The organism is Kytococcus sedentarius, assembly GCF_041937525.1.
In the GTDB taxonomy this organism is placed as follows: Bacteria; Actinomycetota; Actinomycetes; order Actinomycetales; family Dermatophilaceae; genus Kytococcus; species Kytococcus sedentarius_A.
On sequence record NZ_CP169391.1, the window covers coordinates 1,752,712 to 1,771,559 of the forward strand.

The window sequence follows — 18,848 nt, forward strand, 5'->3', positions numbered from 1 at the left end:
CGGAATCACCACCCAGTCTGCACCCCTGCACCCCGTCGGGGAAGGGCTCAGAGCTCCTGACCCAGGACCCGCGCCCGCTCCAGGTACGGCGCCGCCTCCTCGTGGCGCCCCTGACGCTCCAGGGAGCGCCCCAGCAGCATTGCCATGTACGCGTCCTCCGGGTGCTCGGCCAGCCGCTCGCGCGCCATGTTCTCGGCCCGCTGCAACTGCGCGGAGTGGTAGTACGACCGGGCCAGGAGCAACCGCACCTCGTCGAGGCCGTGCCCCGGGTCGGCCGTGCCCAGCAGGGTCTCCAGCTCCACCGCTGCCTCGGTGAAGAGCCGCTGTTCGAACAGGAACTGGGCGCGGCGGAAGCGCTCCAGGTCGTCCAGGCCGTCGCGGGGCAGGGGCTCGCGCTGCGGGGTGGGCTCCGTCATCCGCGCTCCAGCAGGTCGCCCATCTTGCGGGTGATGTAGTTGGCCGCCCACTGCGGGGCCACGCGGGAGGCCCAGTCCACGAACTTGGCGTCCTTGCCGATCACCAGGCGGTAGGCACCGGACTCGATGGCGCCGATGGTCGCCTCGGCCGCGTCAGGCGCCGAGGTCATGGGGTGGCTGCTGGCCTCGGAGGCCGCCGTGTCGTCGGCCGGGACGTTGACGCTCACCCCGGAGTTGCCGGCGATGTCGGTGGCGATCGCGCCGGGGAACACGATGGTGACGGCCACCGGGCCGTCCTTCAGCTCGCAGTACAACCCCTCGGTGAAGAGCTTCACCGCCGCCTTGCTGGCGCCGTAGGCCGACTGTCCCGGCACTGGCGTGAGCGCGCCCATGCTGGCGAAGTTCACGATGGCGGCCTCGGGGCGGGTCTGCAGGTGCGGCAGGAAGGCCTGGCAGGTGTTCACCACGCCCCAGAAGTTCACGTTCATGACCTTCTCGATCTGCTCCACCTCGAGGGCGTCGACCTTCACGAAGGGCTGGATGATGCCGGCGACGTTCACCAGGCCGTCCACGGCACCGTGCGCGGCGACGACCTGCTCGGGCAGCGTGCTCACCGCATCGCGCTGCGTGACGTCGACGGGGTGGGTGGTCAGCATGGCCGCCGACCCCTCCGCCTCCGCCTCGGCGACGGTGGCCGCCAGGCCCTCGACGCTGAGGTCCAGCGCGGCCACGCGCGAACCCGCCCGCAGCAGGCCGAGCACGACCTCCCGTCCGATGCCGTTCCCGCCGCCGGTGACGGCGAAGACCTTGCCCTCGAGCTGCATCTCAGTCCTCCATCTGGTGGTCGGTGCGCCACCACGTGTCGTGGATCGTGACCGGGGTGGTTCGCTTGTGTCGCGAGGTGCGCCACTTCTGCTCGATGCGGTCGGCCACCTCGTCGGGGACCTCACCGCCCTCGAGGTAGGTGTCGATGTCCGCGTAGGTGAGGCCGAGCTCGTCCTCGTCGGGACGGCCGGGCTGGTCATCAAGCAGGTCCGCGGTGGGCACCTTCGCCCAGAGCCGCTCCGGCGCCCCCAGGTGACGCGCGAGCTCGCGGTTCTGGCCCTTGTGCAGGCCGAACAGCGGCAGGATGTCCGCGCCGCCGTCGCCGAACTTGGTGAAGAAGCCGGTGACCGACTCCGCCCCGTGGTCGGTGCCGACGACCAGCAGCGAGCGCTCGCCGGCGATGGCGTACTGGGCCACCATCCGCAGCCGGGCCTTGATGTTCCCCTTGTTGAAGTCGCTGACCTCCTGCCCCAGCGCGACGGCGAACTGCTCCTCGAAGGCGTCCACCGCCGGCCCGACGTCGTAGGTGACCTCCTCGTCGGCGGCGACGAACTGCATCGCGGCCCGGGCGTCGTCCTCGTCGTGCTGCACGTGGTGCGGCAGGCGGACGGCGACGAACACCGCATCGCCCCCCTGCTCACGGTGCCGCTCGGCGGCCAGCTGGGCCAGCCGCCCGGCCAGGGTGGAGTCCACGCCGCCGGAGATACCCAGGACGAAGCCCTTCGTGCCCGTGGCGCGCAGATAGTTCACGAGGAAGTCGACGCGGCGCTCGACCTCCTGCGCCGGGTCGATCTGCGCCCGCACGCCCATCTCGTCGACGATGACCCTCTGGAGTTCACTCATGCCACCAGCCTACGGAGTGCGCTCCCGCGGCGCGATGCGCCATGATCGGGCCATGGCCAAGAACTTCATCGTGTCGCGCTCCCGTGAGATCGCCGCCGCCCCCGAGACCGTCTTCCCCTACCTCGACGACCTGCACCGCTGGCAGCTGTGGTCCCCCTGGGAGGGTCTGGACGCCGACCTGCACCGCACCTACTCCGAGCCCGCCAACGGGGTGGGCGCCCGGTACGCGTGGGAGGGCAACCGCAAGGCCGGCAAGGGCCGCATGCAGATCACCCACGCCGAGCCGTCGCGCGTGGCCCTGGACCTCCACTTCGACAAACCCTTCCGTGCGGACCACCAGGTGGCCTTCACGCTGGAGCCCACGGCGCTCGGCACGCTGGTCACCTGGGCCATGAGTGGCCGGAAGAGCCTCATGATGCGGGCGCTCTCGCCGGTCGCGGACATGGACAAGATGCTCGGCCAGGACTTCGAGAAGGGGCTGGCCCAGCTGCAGGTCGCCGTCGAGCGCGGCGCCTGAGACCCGCCACACGCGAGAGGGACCACTCCGTCGGGGTGGTCCCTCTCGCGTGTGGCGGGTCTCAGCTCACTGGGCCATGAACTTCGGCAGGAACACCGCGAGCACCGAGGCGGTGACGGCCACGTAGACCACGATCACCGTCACCCAGGTCCACTCGCGGGCGAAGCGGCGCACCCCATCGGACAGGCCGAAGGTGCCCCGGCTCACCAGGGCGCCGGTGAGGCCGAGGAACATCGGGATGGTGGCGGCCCACGCGACCATGCAGTAGATGCAGAGCTTCACGATGTCGAACAGCGCCTGCGACCACAGCCAGATGAGGAACACCCCGGCCAGGGCGACGCCCACCCAGATGCACGCCCACAGCCAGCGGGAGAAGTGGGCGCCGGCCAGCAGGGCGACGCCGAAGGCCACCACCAGCGCGTAGCCGACGATGCCGATCAGCGGGTTGGGGAAGCCGAACAGCTCGGCCTGCGGAGTCTGCATCACGGTGCCGCAGCTGACCAGCGGGTTCACGTCGCAGGAGGTGCGGTGCAGCGGGTTCTCGTACAGGTTCAGCCGCTCCCAGACCAGGGTGGCGCTGGCGCCCCAGCCGACCAGGCCGGTGAGGGTCAACAGCCAGCCCAGGGCCTTGTCCGTGGCCCACCCGGGCCCGGACGTGCCGGTCTCCTCGATGCGTTCGCTCACGCTGCGGTCCTTTCTGTCGAACCTGCTCCGACCCCGTGCCGGGCCGGGCCATTGTGCCGCTCCGGGCTGGGAGTCCGGTCACACGGGCTCCTCACCGGGCCAGGGGCGTTCAGCCCGGCTCGCCGGCCAGGGCCCAGACCACCTGCGCGAGCCCGTCCTCACCCACCGGGTCGGCGTCGTGCAAGGGGATCTCCAGGGCGGGCAGGTCCGGCAGCGCGGTCCGCACCCGGTCCAGGTGCACCTGCTCCTGGTCATGCCGGCGGGCGAGGAACTCCCCCTGGTCCCGCGGGGACCGCCGGTTCACCACCAGCCCGTCGATGCCCACCCCCAGGCCGGCCAGGGTGTCGTGGAGCTCCAACGTCTCGTCGGCGGGCAGCCGCTCGGCGGTCATCACCAGCAGGAAGCCCGTCTCCGGGGCGGTGAAGGTGGTGCGCAGCAGCTCGAAGCGGGCCCGGCGGCGCTCGAGCACCCCGCGGATCTCCGCATCGCGCCGGGCCCGCCGGGAGCTCGCATCGGCGTCCCCCAGGCCCCGCAGCGCCTGCCCGAAGCGGGCCGAGGAGTCCTGCCGCGCCAGCAGCGCGTCGGTCCAGGCGCGGAGGTGCTCGGGCAGGGAGAGCAGGCGCGAGGTGTGCCCCGAGGGCGCGGTGTCGAACACCACCAGGTCCCGCTCCGGGGCGCCGGCCACCACGTCCGCCACGGCCTCCAGCAGCGCGGCCTCCTGCGTGCCGGGGGCCTCCCGTGCGGCGTCCAGATGGCGGGCCACCTCGCCATGCAGGTGCTCCGGCATCATCCGCCGCATCGTGCGCCCCACGGCGGCCAGGTGCTCCTCCACCTCGCGGGTGGGGTCGATCTCCAGCACCTCCAGGCCCTCGCGCACCGCCGTGACCCGGCCCCCTAGGCGGCGGCCCCACAGGTGCCCGAGGTTGTGCGCCGGGTCGGTGGAGACCAGCAGCGTGCGCCGGCCCCGCCGCGCGGCCTCCAGGGCCACGGCCGAGGCCATGGTGGTCTTGCCCACCCCACCCTTGCCCCCGACAAACAGGGTGGAGCGGGTCAGCAGGGTCTCCAGCAGTGAGCTCATGGGCCCTTCCCCGTCAGCAGCAGGACATGTGGTCCAGCGGAGAGCGGTCCATGCCCATCCGCTGGTGCCACACGTGGAAGCGTTCGTAGACGGCCGGCAGGAGCTCCAGGGAGTGGTAGCCCATCGGGTTGGGCAGACCGAGCGACTCCCCCAGCACCATCAGCATGAACAGGTCGTCTTCATCGGCCTGCGCCCGGGCCAGCGTCGACCGGTAGGGCAGGTGGTAGCTCTCCTCCGCCCACGCACCGACGGCCCGCAGGCCGGCCCGGACGCGCACGCCCAGGCCGGCCAGGCCGTCGGGGGACTCAGCGGGAGACGGCATCTCGGGCCGTCGCCCCCTCACCCGCGTCGAGGGGGTCGTGCTCGTCGTCGTCGACCTCACCGCGGGAGGCACGCACCATCGCGCCCACGGCCTCGACGATGACCCACACGGCGGCCACCAGGATGATCACGTCCAGCACCAGCAGCAGCCAGTTGCCGTCCTGCCAGAAGGTGCCCATCTGCACCAGCAGGGCCAGCACGCTCATGATCAGCACGAAGGTCAGCGGGATGATCGCCGGCAGCGCGGGGCGCCCACGGCGCAGCAGCATCACCGCGACGATGGCGAGGGTCAGCCCGGCCATGATCTGGTTGGTGGTGCCGAACAGCGGCCAGATGAGCATGCCACCGGAGCCGTCCGCACCGGCGGCGAAGGTCAGGCCCACGGCCACCACCAGCACGATGGCGGTGGAGACCCACTTGTTGAGCGTCACGCCCATGACCTCGCCGATCTCCGAGACCACGAAGCGCTGCAGGCGCACCCCTGTGTCCATGGTGGTGGCCGCGAACAGGACCGCCGTGGTGGCCAGGATGGTGGCACTCAGCGACTGCGGCAGGCCCAGGCCGTTCTGGACGATGGAGCCACCGCCCTCGACGAACGCGGCGACACCGCCCTGCCCGAACGCGCTGTAGACCTCCTCCCAGTCCGCAAGGGTCTGGAAGCCGGCGGTGGTGGCGACGATCGCACCCAGGGCCAGCAGCCCCTCGCCCACGGCGCCGAAGTACCCGACGAAGCGGGCGTCGGTCTCGTTGTCGAGCTGCTTGGAGCTGGTGCCCGAGGCGACCATGCCGTGGAAGCCGGAGATGGCGCCGCAGGCGATGGTGACGAACAGCAACGGCACGATGCCCGGCGTGCCCTCCGGCACCGCGTCGTTGATGGCCGGGGCCACCACGGTGGGGGTGGAGATGAGCACCGCGGCGAACAGGATGCCCAGCGCCAGGAAGAGCTGCAGACCGTTGATGTAGTCGCGCGGCTGCAACAGGAGCCACACCGGCAGCACCGAGGCGATGCCCGCGTAGGCAAACAGGATGACGATCCACACGCCGCTGGCCGGCATGCCCAGGACCGTGTCCGGCAGCGAGACCGGGTACTGGTCACCCAGCCAGATCAGGGCGTACAGGGCGACGACGCCCACCACGCTGACGATCGGCAGGTTCCAGCGGAAGCGGTAGATGGCCTGGCCGATCAGCAGGGCCACGGCGATCGCGCCCCAAGTGGGGATAACCGCGCTCGGGGTGCTGACCAGCAGACCGGAGATGACCACCGCGAAGGCCGCGTTCACCATCAGCAGCAGCAGGAAGATGACGACCAGGAACAGGTTGGCCCCGCGACGCCCGATGTACCGGGCCGACAGCGAGCCGATGGACTGCCCCCGGTTGCGCACCGAGGCCCACAGTGCACCCAGGTCGTGCATGCCGGCGAAGAAGATGGTACCGAGCGTGACCCACAGGAAGGCCGGGAGCCAGCCCCAGATCACCGCCACCGCCGGGCCCACGATGGGAGCCGCACCGGCCACGGAGGTGAAATGGTGGCCCCACAGCACGTACTTGTTCGTGGGCACGAAGTCCACGTCGTCGCGCAGGGCGTGGGAGGGGGTGCGGAACCCCGCATCGAGCGTGTACACCCGGGTGGCCAGCCACCGGGAGTAGAGGAGGTACCCGGCCAGGATCATGGCGATCCCGACCAGGACGAGGACGAGCGAGTTCATGGGCTCTCCAATGGTCGGCGTGACGGGGGGCTGTGGTGCAGGTCACGCCATTGTGCCGGAGGGGGTGGCGTGCCCCACCCGCCGCCCCGATGGCGCACGTCACTGGCAGAGTGGGGCCATGCGCATCGGAGTCCCCACTGAGGTCAAGAACAACGAGTACCGGGTCGGCATGACCCCCGTCGGCGTCCGGGAGCTCACCGGCCGCGGCCATGAGGTGCTTGTGCAGGCCGGAGCCGGCGTGGGCTCCTCGATCACCGACGAGGAGTACGCCGCCCAGGGCGCCCGCATCGTGGAGTCCGCGGACGAGGTCTGGGGCGAGGCCGAGATGGTCGTCAAGGTCAAGGAGCCGATCGCCGAGGAGTACGGCCGCCTGCGCGCCGACCAGGTGCTGTTCACCTATCTGCATCTGGCCGCCGAGCCGGAGCTGACGAAGGCACTGATCGATGCGGGGACGACCTCCATCGCGTACGAGACGGTGCAGCGCCCCGACCGCTCCCTGCCGCTGCTGTACCCCATGAGCGAGGTCGCCGGCTGTCTCGCCCCCCAAGTGGGCGCGGCCTCGCTGCTCAAGGCCCGCGGTGGCCGTGGGGTGCTGATGGGCGGCGTCGGTGGCGTTGCGGGCGCAAAGGTGGCCGCGCTGGGCGCCGGGACCGCCGGCCAGAACGCCGCGAACATCGCGATGGGGATGGGCGCCGACGTCACGCTGCTCGACATCGACCTGGAGAAGCTCCGCATGAGCTTCTGGCGCTACGGCAACCGGGTGCACGGCATCGCGTCCTCGGAGCTGGCGATCGAGCGCGCGGTCACCGAGGCCGACCTGGTGATCGGCTCGGTGCTGATCCCTGGCGCCGCGGCTCCCAAGCTGGTGACGAACGACCTCGTGGCTCAGATGAAGCCGGGCAGCGTGCTGGTGGACATCGCCATCGACCAGGGCGGCTGTTTCGAGGACTCCCACCCCACCACGCACGACGACCCCACCTTCGAGGTGCACGACTCGATCTTCTACTGCGTGGCGAACATGCCCGGCGCCGTGCCAGCCACCTCCACGCAGGCCCTCACGAACGCGACCCTGCCGTACACGCTGCGGATCGCCGATGCGGGGTGGAAGGCCGCGCTGGGCGCTGATGAGGCACTCGCCAAGGGCCTGGCCACGCACGCCGGGTCGCTGTACTCCGGGCCGGTGGGCGCGGCACTCGACATCCCCACCGAGGAGCTCGCCTCCGTGCTCGACTGAGCCGGCCCGCCGGTCACCGCAGCACCCCGGGGGAGCCGCCTCGCTGCACCGCAGCGGGGCGGCTCCCCCGTACCCCAGAGTCCCCGGGGTCGCCATGGAGAACACGAGCCGCGCCCCCAGCGCCCACGAGGCCCAGGCCGCCCTGGCCATGGTGGAGACGGCCAAGTTCGCCGCCATCCGTGATGCGGTGGAGATCTCGGACTCGACCCTCAGCAAGCAGGCCTCGGCGCTGGAGCAGGCGCACGAAGCCCGTCTTGCCGGGGACGAGTTCCGCCTCGTCCATGAGGGCCATGCGGCCAGCGTGGGCGGCCGAATCGCTGGCACGCGCCCGCGCCGGAGGACCGGCATCGTCGCTGGTGGGTCTTGACCCTGACACCGTGCGAGGCACCAGAGTGGCGACATGACCGACACCCCGAACCCGATGTCGATCGGGCAGTTCTCCTCCCTGACGCGGTTGAGCGTGCGCATGCTCCGTCACTATGACAAGCACGACGTCCTCACCCCCGCCGAGGTGGATGCTGCGAGCGGCTACCGCCTCTACACCAGCGACCAGCTGGCCGAGGCGGCGGACGTGCGCAGGCTGCGTGACGTCGGGTTCGGCGTGTCCGCCATCGCCGCCCTGCTCACCAGCCGTGGCACACCGGCCTGGGAACACGCCCTGCGGATGCAGCGGCAGTCCCTCACCGCCGATCTCCTGGCGGCGCAGCAGCGGATGGCGCTCCTCGACCGGATGCTCCAGACAAAGGAGAAGACCATGAGCATCGAGATCAGCGAGACCACCCTGCCGTCCACCACGATGGTGCTGCTGCGGGGCGCCATCCCCAGCTACTCCGAAGAGGGGGTGCTGTGGGAGCAGTTCATCCCCGAGCTCGGGCGCCAGGGGCTCACCCCCATCGGCCCCGGGGGTGTGGTGGAGAACGACCCGACGTACGTGGAGGCCGGCCCCGACGTGTCCGTCTGGCTGCCGGTGGCCCCGGGGACCACGGCCAGGGGCCCGTTGGAGGTGCACGAGCTGCCGGAGCAGCGGGCGGTGAAGGCCACCATCACCGGCCCGTACTCCCAGATCAGCGAGGCGCACGCCCAGATGGCGCAGTACATGGGTCAGGAGGGGCTCACCGAGGCGAGCCCCGGTGACGGGCCGGTCGGCAAGGTGGTCAACCGCTACCTGAGCGACCCGTCGAACACGCCGGAGGCCGACCTGCTGACGGAGGTGTACCGCCCCCTGGCGTGAGTCCGGCCCCACCGCACAGCGCACCGGCCGCCCGCTCGACCAGAGGGGCGGCCGGTGCGCGCCCGGCTCCGGCGTCTACCGTGGGCACCCCGACCGGAGGTGACACCGTGCGACGCCAACTTCCCAACCCTCGTGAACTCGCCCCGCTGATGCGGTTCAGCAAGCCCACCCTGAACCGCACCACCGCGCGGCTCGCCAAGGCGGCCGACATCGCCGACGTCCGACGCATCGCCCGCCGGGTCACGCCCACCGGACCGTTCGACTACGTCGACGGCGCAGCCAACTCCGAGGAGTCCATGCGCCGCAACACCGAGGCGTACCGCAACCTCGAGCTGCGCCCCACCGTTCTGCGCGACGTGGGCGAGGTGGACCTCTCCACCGAGGTCTTCGGCCAGCGCAGCGAGCTGCCCGTGGGCCTGGCCCCCACCGGATTCACCCGCATGATGCACGCCGCGGGTGAGCCCGCCGTGGCCCGCGCCGCACAGTCCGCCGGGGTGCCTTACACCCTGTCCACCATGGGGACCACGGCCATCGAGGACCTGGCGGCCCAGGTGCCAGACGCCCGCCGCTGGTTCCAGCTCTACTCGTGGCGCGAGGACCGCGATCGCGCTCGCGGCCTGGTGGAGCGGGCCCGGGAGAACGGGTACGACACGCTCATGGTCACCGTGGACACCGCCACCGGTGGCCTGCGCTACCGCGACCACCGCAACGGCATGACCATCCCGCCGCAGCTCACGGCCCGCACCCTGGTGGACGCTTCCTACCGGCCGCGCTGGTGGTTCGACTTCCTCACCACCGAGCCGCTGCGCTTCGCGACCCTCTCGAGCTCCGCCGGGGACTCGATGGACGTGATCATGAAGACCTTCGACCCCACCCTGTCGTGGGCCGACATCGAGTGGATCCGCGAGGTGTGGTCCGGTCCGCTGCTGGTCAAGGGCATCCAGACCCCCTCGGACGCCCAGCGGGCCCTCGATGCGGGGTGCGACGGCGTGTACCTGTCGAACCACGGGGGGCGGCAGCTCGACCGGGCACCCGTGCCACTGGCCGAGCTGCCCGGCATCCGCGAGGTGCTGGGGCCGGACGTGCCGATCATCGTGGACTCCGGCATCACCAGCGGCGGCGACGTCCTGGCCGCCCTGGCCCTGGGTGCGGACTTCACGATGATCGGCCGGGCCTACCTGTACGGCCTCATGGCCGGCGGGCAGCGCGGCGTGGAGCGGGTGCTGGAGATCCTCCGCGCCGAGCTGCAGGTGGGCATGCAGCTGCTGGGCGTGCGCTCCGTGGACGAACTCGGGCCGCAGCACGTGCGGCTCGACCACCGCGCGCCGCAGGACTGACCCAACCCCCGGTTCTGCCTTCCCCTCGTCCAGCCTGACCCGCGTGCGCGCGTCAGGTTGGACGGGGGGAAGGCAATGTGCGGAGGGGGTGGGCAGCGGCCGGTCCGCACCTCATCGCCCACTCGCGCCGGCGCCGCATCGCACCTAGCGTGGAGGGCAGGTGCCGCCCGCCCGGGCGGCCACGACAGCAGGAGGAACCATGGCTGACAAGGACCCCCGCGAGATCGTCGAGAAGATCATGAAGGACACGCGCATCGCGGTCCTCACCTACACCGATGCCCAGGGCCGCCTGGTGTCCACGCCGATGGGCACCCAGGACTTCGAGGACGCGTCCGTGGTCTGGTTCATCACCGGCCTGGACACCGACAAGGTGGAGGCCATCCGCGCCAACCCGCAGGTGAACGTCTCCTACTCCAGCGACGACGGCTGGGTCTCCTACTCGGGCACCGCCACCCCGAGCAAGGACAAGGCCAAGCTCGACGAGCTGTGGGACGCATCGGCCTCGGCGTTCATGGACACCGAGAAGGACGACCCGCGCTCCGGCCTGCTGGAGGTGCACGGCCAGACGGCCGAGTACTGGTCCAGTGACGGCGCGATCAAGACCGCTTTCGAGTTCGCCAAGGGCCTGGTGAGCAAGGGCGACAAGCCGGACATGGGCGACAACGACACGATCGCCCTCTGAGGCACGGCAGCGGCTCGCGCGTCGCTGCCCACCGACCGGCCCGGTTCACCACCACGCGTGGAAGTGGTGGACCGGGCCGGCTCCGTGCCCGACCTCGAGCTGATCGGAGTGCTCGAGCCCCCTCGTGAGGTAGTCCTTGGCCTCCTGCACGGCGGGGCGCCACCCATCGCATCGGGGAAGCAGGGCCGCGATCGCCGAGGAGAGCGTGCACCCGGTGCCGTGCGTGTTGGTCGTCTCCACCCTCGATGCGGTGAGCGTGGCCGTCCCGTCGTGGTCCACCAGCACGTCCACCGCCCTCGGTCCGGGCAGATGACCGCCCTTGAGCAGCACCCGGGTGCCGAGTCGCCGGTGCAGCTCTTGGGCCTGCTCGCGCTGTTCCTGGGCGTTCCGCGCCTCCTGGCCGCCCAGCATCACCGCGGCCTCGGGCCCGTTCGGGGTCACCAGGTCAACCAGTGGCGCGAGGTGGCACACGGCCTCCACGGCGTCCTCGGCCAACAGGCGCGACCCGGCGGTGGACACCATCACCGGGTCGAGCACCACCGGGCAGTCCAGGACCTCGCGCACCAGCTCGGCGACCACCTCGGCCACCCCGACGGCTCCCAGCATGCCGATCTTCACCGCATCGAGCGCCACGTCGTCCACCAGGGTCAGCACCTGCTCGCGCACGAACTCCGGCGGCACCGGGTGGATGCCGGTGACCCCCTGCGTGCTCTGCGCGGTCAGCGCCGTCATGGCCGCGCAGCCGTAGGCGCCGAGCGCACTGAAGGTCTTCAGGTCGGCCTGGATGCCGGCGCCACCCGAGGGGTCGGACCCGGCGATGGACAGGACCGTCGGGGCGCTCACCGGGCCCACGCCCCGCACAGCTCGCGCGTGGCCGCCGTGACGTCCTCGGCGGCGCAGATCGCGCTCACCACGGCCACCCCCTCCACCCCGGCCCCGGTGAGCTCACCCAGGGTGTGGGCCTTCACCCCGCCGATGGCCACGGCCCGGTGACGGCTGCGACGCCGCAGGTCCGCCAACCCCTCGGGCCCGATGGGGGGTGCGTGCCCCTCCTTGGTGCCCGTCGCCCAGACCGGTCCCAGACCGATGTAGTCGAGGGTCGCCGGTGGCAGGGCGTTGGCGGCATCGACCTGCGCTGCGTCGTGGACGGAGAGGCCGATGATGGCCTCGGGGCCCAGCGCCGCGCGGGCCGCGGTCGGTGGGGTGTCCTCCTGGCCGATGTGCACCCCATCGGCCCCGATGGGGTGCACCAGGTGCACCCGGTCGTCGATGAGGAGGGGCACCCCGGTGCCCGCGAGCACCTCGACGAGCTGTCGCCCCAGGGCGACCACCTCCGCATCGGAGGCTGCCTTCTCGCGCAGCTGCACGCAGGTGACCCCGGCGGCGACGGCCCGCGCGACGACGTCAGCCAGGCCTCGTGACCCGGCCATGGCGCTGTCGGTGACCAGGTAGAGCGAGAGGTCCACTCGTGGTGGGCCCCCGGTCGCCGGGGTGGCGTGGGGGGATGGGGTCCAGGTGGCGTGCTGCATGGCGACGTCCCTCCGCTCGCGTGAACGAGATCAGGTTCGACGGGTCTGTTCTCAGCCCCCTGGTGGGGCACCCCGCGTCGCCCTCCACCGTAACCTCTGGCCAGGGTGGGCATGACGGGGTGGAGCCGGCGCTCCTACGCTGGCCGACATGCGTACACGAAACCTCGGGAACGACACGGTCGGGCGCCACCAGGTCGGCGCCATCGGCATGGGTCTGATGACGATGAGCCAGGACGGTGAGCCGCCGCGCCAGCAGCTGCTGGACACGGTGACCGCGGCCCTGGAAGCGGGCGTCACCCTGTTCGACACCGCCGACGCCTACGGGCAGGGCACCGCCGGCGAGCAGGCCATGGGGCAGAACGAGCGCCTCATCGCCGGCCTGCTGGACGAGCTGGGGGTGCGCTCCGAGGTCGTCCTGGCCACGAAGGCCGGCCACACCCGTGGCGAGGACGGCTCCTGGGGCCTGGACTCGCGTCCCGAGTACCTGCGCGAGGCGGCGGAGGCCAGCCTGGCGCGGCTCGGGGTGGAGCAGATCCAGCTGTGGCAGCACCACCGGCCGGACCCGGAGTGCGACTACCGCGCCACCATGGAGGCCCTGCGCGAGGTCGCGGACTCCGGGATCGTCGCGATGGTCGGCATCTCCAACGCGGACCCGGAGCAGATCCGCACCGCCCACGACGTGCTCGGCGACCGGCTCGTGAGCGTGCAGAACCAGTTCAGCCCGAAGTTCCGCAGCAGTGCGCCGGAGATTGAGGTCTGTACCGAGCTCGGCCTGGCCTTCCTGCCGTGGTCCCCGCTGGGCGGCCTGAACGAGGCCAAGGAGCTGGCCGAGAAGCACCCGGCGTTCGCCGAGGTCGCCGACGAGCGGGGGGTGAGCCCCCAGCAGGTCGCCTTGGCCTGGGAGCTGGCCCAGTCCGAGGTGGTCATCCCCATCCCGGGCGCCAAGCGTCCGCAGTCGATCACCGACTCCGCCGCCGCGGCCGAGATCGACCTCACGGACGCCGAGCTGGAGCGCCTCGACGCGAGCTGAGCGGCCCACCGGTGGGCCACATGGAGCTGACACACCGAAGGGGCACCTGACACACCGTGTTCGGTAGGTCAGGTGCCCCTTTGCCGTGTCAACCCCCGCCGACCGAGCCCCGCCCGGCGTCAGAGCTGGACGGCCGCGGCCAGGGACTCGGGCGTGAGCAGCGCGAGCTCGTCGAGCAACGCGGGGACCAGACTCCCCGGCCCCCGGGAGAGCTCCGCAGCCCGCTCGGCCGCCACCGTGTAGGCGGCGGTGGCGGTCGCCGCGGCCAGCAAGGGGTCCGCGGTGCACGCGACGCACGCTGCCATCAGCGCCCCCAGGGCACATCCGGCGCCGGTCACCTGGGTGAGCCACGGGTGGCCGTGCCCCAGGAGGGCCAGTCGTCGCCCGTCCACGAGGTGGTCGACCGCCCCGCTGATGGCGACCGCTCCCCCGCTGCGCTCGACGAGGCGGCAGGCGGCACGCACCGCGGACTCCGGGTGGTCGGTGCTGTCCGCGCCCCGCCCACCGCGCCCCCCGGCCAGACCGATCACCTCCGAGGCGTTGCCCCGCACGATGGTGGGGCGCTTGGCCAGCAGCCCGGTCGCGATCCCGCTGCGCCACGGCAGTCCCCCGGCCCCGATGGGGTCGAGCACCCACGGCGTCCCGGACTCCCGGGCGCCGGTCACCGCCTCGGCGACCCCCTGCATCGACTCCTCGGTGGGCGTCCCCAGGTTCACCAGCACCGCGGAGGCGACCCCGGCGAACGCCCGTGCCTCCCGGGGCGTGTCCACCATCGCGGGGGAGGCGCCGGCGGCCAGCAGGACGTTGGCGCTGAGGGTGGTGGCCACCCGGTTGGTCAGGCACTGCACCAGTGGCGAGCGCGTGCGCAGGGCGTCCCAGGTGGCGCCCAGCTGAGGACGGGTGAGGTCGTGGCCCCGTAGGGCATGGGCGTGGGTCATGGTGCGACGTCCCTCCGCTCGCGTGAACGAGATCAGGTTCGACGGGTCTGCTCTCAGCCCCCGGTGGGGCACCCCGCGTCATCGGCCACCGTAGCGGCCGCCGCACCCTTCGCCAAGGAACGGCGGCCGCCCGGGGCCCATCCAACCGCTGGTTCAGACCGCGGGCATCCGCCGCACGATCAGCCAGTGGGCCACGGTTAGCAGGGCGGCCTGAGTCAGTTCGGTCCACAGGTTCGCGGCGTCCCCGACCGCCCGGGCCTCGGTCCCCCCGACGGCCACGGGCGGCCACAGCACCGCCGCCACCACCTGAGGCACGTCCACCAACGACAGCCCCACGGGCAGCACGATCCACCACAGCCCCAGCACCACCAGGGCGGGGAACGCCCCGAAGCGGACGAACAGCAGCGTGACCACCAGAGCGGTGAGGAGCAGGGTCACGCCGCTGGCGAGGTAACCCCAGTCCAGCGAGCCCACGGAGGACCACGAGGGGCCGCCCGACCCACTGCCCGTCCGGGCGAAGCGCGCTGCGAGCAGCACCGCTGCCAGACCGGCCGCCCACGTGGCGAGCACCGTCACCACCGCGGCCCAGTGGCCGGCCCACACCGACCGCCGCGTGGCACCGGCGGCCAGCCACACCCGGGTGTACCCGGTGACCGTGGTGACGACCACCACGATGCCAGCGATGACCAGGACGAGCGCCAGGATCAGGGCGCCCAGGCCCAGGGTGAACGACCCCGCATCGGACCACATGCCGCCGGCCTGGTCAGAGGTCTCCTGGGGGACGACGAAGAACCACAGCGCCAGCAGTGCCACGGCGGCGAGGCCGACGGTCACCCCCAGGCCGATGGCCAGGTCCACGACCACGTGGCGCACGATCGATCGCGCCACGGCGAGCCACTGGGGCCGTCCGGTGGCAGGTCCGCCGTCCTGGCGGTCAACGGGTGCAGCACTCGTGCTCATGACGCTCCTCCTGACAGGTTCTCCAACACGTCGGTCAGCGAGGCCAAGCGGCCCCCGCCCCGGGTGTGCTCCTCGCGCAGCTCCCCCGCCGGGCCCGCAGCGATGATGCGACCCTCGCGCAGCACCACGACGTCCTCCATGACCTCCTCCACCTCGTCGAGGAGGTGGCTGGAGAGCACGATGGTGCGGGGCCGCTCGGCGTACTCTTCGAGGATCGCCTCGGTGAGGCGGCGGCGAGCCACGGCATCGAGGCCGATGTGGACCTCGTCCAGCAAGGTGACCTCCGCCCGGGAGGCCAGGGCGAGCGCCGCGGCGAACGCGGAGCGCTGGCCCGTCGACAGGCGGCTGGGGCGTCCGTCCAAGGGCACCTCCAACCGGTCGACCACCCGCCTGAAGGCCGCCTCGTCCCAGTCCGGACGCAGCATCCGGTACAGGTCGAGCGTGGCAGCGATCCTCACGTCCTCGAGCACTCCCCCGGTGTGGCCCAGCAGGCAGACCCGGGAGGTGCGTGCGGCGTCCTCCCATACGGGTGCGCCGTCGACGAGGACCTGGCCCTCGGTGACGGGGCGCAGCGCGGCCACCGCCTGCAGCAGCGTGGTCTTGCCGGCGCCGTTGCGGCCGATGAGGCCGGTGATCACCCCGGGACGGAACGCGACGTCCACCCCATCGAGAGCGGTGGTCCGCCCGAATCGTTGGATGACGCCCTGGAGCGTCACCTCCCACCCGCCGGTCATGACGTCCTCCTGACGTGGTCGATGATGGCCGCGGCCTCGATGCCGAGAGCCCGCGCCTCCGCGAGGGCCGGGTCGAGCACCTCGGTCCAGTAGGTGGAACGGCGGGCCGCGACGACGCGCTCCCGCGCGCCCTGGCTGACGAACATGCCCACCCCTCGCTGTTTGTGGACCACGCCCTCGGCCACGAGCAGGGCCATCGCCCGGTTGGCCGTGGCCGGGTTGATGCGGTAGGTCGTGGCGTACTGCGTCGTGGACATGACCTGGTCCCCCTCCCCAAGCTCGCCCGTGGCGACGTCCCGTCGGATCTGTTCGGCGATCTGGAGGTAGATCGGCGAGCGGTCGTCGAACTCGTGCACACCGACCTCCTCGTTAGTTAGTTACTTGAGTAACTAACCATTGAGGATGGGTGGCTGTCAACACGTGGTGGTCGCCCGAAAACGGGGTGCCCCTGCCCAGACCGGCGGGATACGGTCCCGCCATGCCCCACCTGGAACTGCACGACATCGAGTACTGGCTGCCCGACGGCCGGCCCCTGCTGGGCGGCGTGGGCTTCCGCGTGGGCGACAGGCACCGCACCGCCCTGGTGGGGCCGAACGGCACCGGCAAGACCACCCTGATGCGGATCCTCTCCGGCGAGATCACCGACTTCGAGGGGCAGGTCACCGCATCGGGCAGCGTGGCGCTGATGCCGCAGTTCATCGGGCGGGTGCGCGACGACTCGACCGTGCGCGACCTGCTGCTGGGCGTCGCCCCGACCCCGCTGCGCGATGCGGGCCGGGCCGTGGACGCCGCCGAGCTGCGCATCATGGAGGTCGACGACGAGGCCGCCCAGATGGACTACGCACAAGCGCTGGTCGACTGGGGCGACGTCGGTGGCTACGACTACGAGACCCAGGTGTGGGACGAGGTCACCCTCGCCGCGCTGGGAGTCCCCTTCGAGAAGGCCCAGTTCCGGGCGGTGAACACCCTCTCCGGCGGTGAGCAGAAGCGGGTGGTGCTCGAGGCGCTGCTGCGCGGCCCGGCGCAGATCCTGCTGCTGGACGAGCCGGACAACTACCTGGACGTCCCCGGCAAGCGGTGGCTGGAGCAGCGGTTGCGCGAGTGCGGCAAGTCCGTGCTGTTCATCAGCCACGACCGCGAGCTGCTCAGCGAGGTGGCCACCCACGTGGTGACCCTGGAGCCCCACGCCGCGGGCGCCACCGCCTGGACCCACGCCGGTTCGTTCTCCACCTGGCACGACGCCCGCGAGGCCCGGAACGCCGCCCTGGAGGAGCGACTGCGCCGTTGGGAGGAGGAGCACGCCAAGCTCAAGGCCCTGGTGCAGCGCCTGAAGGTGAAGGCCGAGTACAACGACGGCATGGCGCCCCGCTACCGCGCCGCCCAGACGCGCCTGGCCAAGTTCGAGGAGGCCGGCCCGCCGGAGAAGGTGGCCACCACCCAGAACGTGCGGATGCGGTTGCGCGGCGGCCGTACCGCCAAGCGCGCCGTGGTCACCGAGCAGCTCGAGCTGCGGGTGCCCGCCCTCGATGGGGGTGAGCAGGCCACGCTGATGGACCCCTTCGACCTGGAGATCTGGTTCGGCGAGCGCGTGGCGGTGCTCGGATCCAACGGATCCGGCAAGAGCCACTTCCTGCGCCTGCTCGCCGGCGGGGGCACCGACCCGGAACCGGAGCACCGCCCGGTGGGCGACGTGACCCCGCCGCCGGTGGACCACCGCGGCGTGGCCCGGCTCGGATCCCGGGTGCGCCCCGGCTGGTTCGCGCAGACCCAGGACCACCCCGGCCTGGTGGGCCGCAGCCTGCTGGAGATCCTGCACCGCGGTGACGAGCACCGTGACGGCATGGGCCGCGAGCAGGCCGCCAAGGTGCTGGACCGCTACGGCCTGGCCGGGGCCTCGGAGCGGCTGTACGACCAGCTCTCCGGCGGGCAGCAGGCGCGCTTCGGCATTCTGCTGCTCGAGCTCTCCGGCGCGACGCTGCTGCTGCTGGACGAGCCCACGGACAACCTGGACCTGCACTCGGCCGAGGCGCTGCAGGAGGCGCTCGAGCCGTTCGAGGGCACCGTCCTGGCCGTCACCCACGACCGTTGGTTCGCCCGCACCTTCGACCGCTTCCTGGTGTTCACCAGCGAGGGCCGTGTGGTGGAGACCCCCGAGGCCGTGTGGGACGAGGAGCGGGTGCGCCGCCGCCGCTGAGCGGCGCCAGGACCCTCAGCGGCCCGGCGCCCTCAGGCGCGCTGCGCGCCGGCGGCGAGCAGCGCCGCATCGACCATGGGCGCGATGCGGGGCTGCAGCTTCGACTCCCCCTTCGCCATGGAGGACAGCGCGCCCCAGCTCGACCCGTCCGCCACGGTGGGCTGCCCCGCCCAGACGGTCCCGGTGAGCTCCAGGCCGGCGAGGGCGGGGTCCTGCTGGGCGGCCTTCTGCGCCTCGATGATCTCGGTGGCCTGGGCGTCGGTGAAGTCCTCGCTCCTGGCGGCCCCCACCGCGCCGAGCATCCACTTGCCCCAGGGGCCGTGCAGCTCGTTCACCTTCAGCATGCGCGAGACCTTGGTGGAGACCTGGGCCGCGGGCACGTCGGCCACGATGCGGTCAGCGGCGGCGATCACGATCCGCCCGGGGCTGATGGTGACGACCACCGGCGTGCTGCGCTGCGTCATCACCTTCTCGAACAGGAACATGCCGATCTTCAGCGGCGTCCCCGACTGTGGTGCGTTCATGGGTGTCCTCCTCGCGTGTGACGGAGGAGCATCCCCTCCCCCGGTGGCTGCCCGGTCAAACTAAC

22 protein-coding genes and 2 riboswitches are annotated in these 18,848 nt (G+C 71.9%); of the genes, 8 read left to right on the forward strand and 14 right to left on the reverse strand.

The window, feature by feature from the left end; all coding sequences use genetic code 11:
- Positions 1-47 precede the first annotated feature (47 nt).
- From ACEY2A_RS08090 to nadE, 3 genes are read right to left on the reverse strand one after another with little or no spacing between them, the layout of a single operon-like run.
- A complete protein-coding gene (locus tag ACEY2A_RS08090; protein WP_374928093.1) occupies positions 48-416 on the reverse strand; it encodes a tetratricopeptide repeat protein in 369 nt (122 codons plus the stop codon).
- Positions 413-1,240 carry an SDR family NAD(P)-dependent oxidoreductase gene (locus ACEY2A_RS08095; RefSeq protein WP_374928094.1) on the reverse strand — a complete coding sequence of 276 codons (828 nt, stop codon included), beginning with the start codon at positions 1,238-1,240 and terminating at the stop codon, positions 413-415. Before ACEY2A_RS08095 ends, ACEY2A_RS08090 begins: the two co-directional genes overlap by 4 nt.
- A 1-nt stretch (position 1,241) precedes the next feature.
- A complete protein-coding gene (nadE, locus tag ACEY2A_RS08100) occupies positions 1,242-2,084 on the reverse strand; it encodes an ammonia-dependent NAD(+) synthetase (protein WP_374928095.1) in 843 nt (280 codons plus the stop codon).
- Positions 2,085-2,136: 52 nt separating this feature from the next.
- On the opposite strand from nadE, the gene ACEY2A_RS08105 reads away from it, so the two are divergent.
- Positions 2,137-2,601, forward strand: a complete 465-nt coding sequence (locus ACEY2A_RS08105; RefSeq protein ID WP_374928096.1) for an SRPBCC family protein — start codon at positions 2,137-2,139, stop codon at positions 2,599-2,601.
- Positions 2,602-2,667: 66 nt separating this feature from the next.
- Here the strand turns inward: ACEY2A_RS08105 and ACEY2A_RS08110 are convergent, their stop codons facing one another.
- From ACEY2A_RS08110 to ACEY2A_RS08125, 4 genes are all read right to left on the reverse strand, one after another.
- Complete coding sequence (locus tag ACEY2A_RS08110; protein WP_204160039.1) at positions 2,668-3,285, reverse strand: vitamin K epoxide reductase family protein; 618 nt, start codon at positions 3,283-3,285, stop codon at positions 2,668-2,670.
- Between the two features lie 109 nt (positions 3,286-3,394).
- The gene (locus ACEY2A_RS08115) at positions 3,395-4,363 is read right to left on the reverse strand and encodes an ArsA family ATPase (protein WP_374928097.1); all 969 of its coding nucleotides are present in this window, start codon (positions 4,361-4,363) and stop codon (positions 3,395-3,397) included.
- 13 nt (positions 4,364-4,376) lie between these two features.
- The gene (locus ACEY2A_RS08120; RefSeq protein ID WP_374928098.1) at positions 4,377-4,685 is read right to left on the reverse strand and encodes a cory-CC-star protein; all 309 of its coding nucleotides are present in this window, start codon (positions 4,683-4,685) and stop codon (positions 4,377-4,379) included.
- Complete coding sequence (locus ACEY2A_RS08125; protein ID WP_374928099.1) at positions 4,669-6,390, reverse strand: carbon starvation protein A; 1,722 nt, start codon at positions 6,388-6,390, stop codon at positions 4,669-4,671. Before ACEY2A_RS08125 ends, ACEY2A_RS08120 begins: the two co-directional genes overlap by 17 nt.
- Positions 6,391-6,508: 118 nt before the next feature.
- On the opposite strand from ACEY2A_RS08125, the gene ald reads away from it, so the two are divergent.
- From ald to ACEY2A_RS08150, 5 genes are all read left to right on the forward strand, one after another.
- A complete protein-coding gene (gene ald, locus ACEY2A_RS08130) occupies positions 6,509-7,624 on the forward strand; it encodes an alanine dehydrogenase (RefSeq protein ID WP_374928100.1) in 1,116 nt (371 codons plus the stop codon).
- A gap of 94 nt (positions 7,625-7,718) precedes the next feature.
- A complete protein-coding gene (locus tag ACEY2A_RS08135; RefSeq protein ID WP_374928101.1) occupies positions 7,719-7,991 on the forward strand; it encodes a transcriptional regulator in 273 nt (90 codons plus the stop codon).
- Positions 7,992-8,024: 33 nt separating this feature from the next.
- Positions 8,025-8,855: a MerR family transcriptional regulator gene (locus tag ACEY2A_RS08140; protein WP_374928102.1), complete on the forward strand. Its 831-nt coding sequence runs from the start codon at positions 8,025-8,027 to the stop codon at positions 8,853-8,855.
- Between the two features lie 149 nt (positions 8,856-9,004).
- On the forward strand, positions 9,005-10,192 hold the full coding sequence (locus ACEY2A_RS08145; protein WP_374928103.1) for an alpha-hydroxy-acid oxidizing protein: 1,188 nt from the start codon (positions 9,005-9,007) through the stop codon (positions 10,190-10,192).
- Positions 10,193-10,391: 199 nt separating this feature from the next.
- Positions 10,392-10,874 (forward strand): pyridoxamine 5'-phosphate oxidase family protein, encoded by a 483-nt coding sequence (locus tag ACEY2A_RS08150; RefSeq protein ID WP_374928104.1) that lies wholly within the window; start codon positions 10,392-10,394, stop codon positions 10,872-10,874.
- Between the two features lie 45 nt (positions 10,875-10,919).
- Here the strand turns inward: ACEY2A_RS08150 and thiD are convergent, their stop codons facing one another.
- Complete coding sequence (gene thiD / locus ACEY2A_RS08155; protein ID WP_374928105.1) at positions 10,920-11,717, reverse strand: bifunctional hydroxymethylpyrimidine kinase/phosphomethylpyrimidine kinase; 798 nt, start codon at positions 11,715-11,717, stop codon at positions 10,920-10,922.
- Positions 11,714-12,403, reverse strand: a complete 690-nt coding sequence (thiE, locus tag ACEY2A_RS08160) for a thiamine phosphate synthase (RefSeq protein ID WP_374928106.1) — start codon at positions 12,401-12,403, stop codon at positions 11,714-11,716. The genes thiD and thiE overlap by 4 nt, the downstream gene beginning before the upstream one ends.
- Positions 12,394-12,488, reverse strand: a riboswitch (TPP riboswitch). (Overlaps the previous gene by 10 nt.)
- Before the next feature lie 63 nt (positions 12,489-12,551).
- On the opposite strand from thiE, the gene ACEY2A_RS08165 reads away from it, so the two are divergent.
- Positions 12,552-13,433, forward strand: a complete 882-nt coding sequence (locus ACEY2A_RS08165) for an aldo/keto reductase (RefSeq protein WP_374928107.1) — start codon at positions 12,552-12,554, stop codon at positions 13,431-13,433.
- A gap of 119 nt (positions 13,434-13,552) precedes the next feature.
- Here the strand turns inward: ACEY2A_RS08165 and thiM are convergent, their stop codons facing one another.
- The 4 genes from thiM to ACEY2A_RS08185 form a co-directional block, all read right to left on the reverse strand.
- Positions 13,553-14,371 (reverse strand): hydroxyethylthiazole kinase, encoded by an 819-nt coding sequence (gene thiM / locus ACEY2A_RS08170; protein ID WP_374928108.1) that lies wholly within the window; start codon positions 14,369-14,371, stop codon positions 13,553-13,555.
- Positions 14,364-14,457: riboswitch (TPP riboswitch) on the reverse strand. (Overlaps the previous gene by 8 nt.)
- A 67-nt stretch (positions 14,458-14,524) precedes the next feature.
- Complete coding sequence (locus ACEY2A_RS08175; RefSeq protein ID WP_374928109.1) at positions 14,525-15,331, reverse strand: hypothetical protein; 807 nt, start codon at positions 15,329-15,331, stop codon at positions 14,525-14,527.
- Positions 15,328-16,065: an ATP-binding cassette domain-containing protein gene (locus ACEY2A_RS08180; RefSeq protein WP_374928110.1), complete on the reverse strand. Its 738-nt coding sequence runs from the start codon at positions 16,063-16,065 to the stop codon at positions 15,328-15,330. The genes ACEY2A_RS08175 and ACEY2A_RS08180 overlap by 4 nt, the downstream gene beginning before the upstream one ends.
- Positions 16,062-16,421, reverse strand: a complete 360-nt coding sequence (locus ACEY2A_RS08185; RefSeq protein WP_374928111.1) for a GntR family transcriptional regulator — start codon at positions 16,419-16,421, stop codon at positions 16,062-16,064. The genes ACEY2A_RS08180 and ACEY2A_RS08185 overlap by 4 nt, the downstream gene beginning before the upstream one ends.
- Positions 16,422-16,543: 122 nt before the next feature.
- Between ACEY2A_RS08185 and ACEY2A_RS08190 the strand changes: the two genes are divergently transcribed.
- Positions 16,544-18,259 carry an ABC-F family ATP-binding cassette domain-containing protein gene (locus ACEY2A_RS08190; protein WP_374928112.1) on the forward strand — a complete coding sequence of 572 codons (1,716 nt, stop codon included), beginning with the start codon at positions 16,544-16,546 and terminating at the stop codon, positions 18,257-18,259.
- 32 nt (positions 18,260-18,291) lie between these two features.
- Here ACEY2A_RS08190 and ACEY2A_RS08195 read toward each other — a convergent pair whose 3' ends face one another.
- Positions 18,292-18,783 (reverse strand): hypothetical protein, encoded by a 492-nt coding sequence (locus ACEY2A_RS08195; RefSeq protein ID WP_374928113.1) that lies wholly within the window; start codon positions 18,781-18,783, stop codon positions 18,292-18,294.
- Between the last annotated feature and the right edge of the window lie 65 nt (positions 18,784-18,848).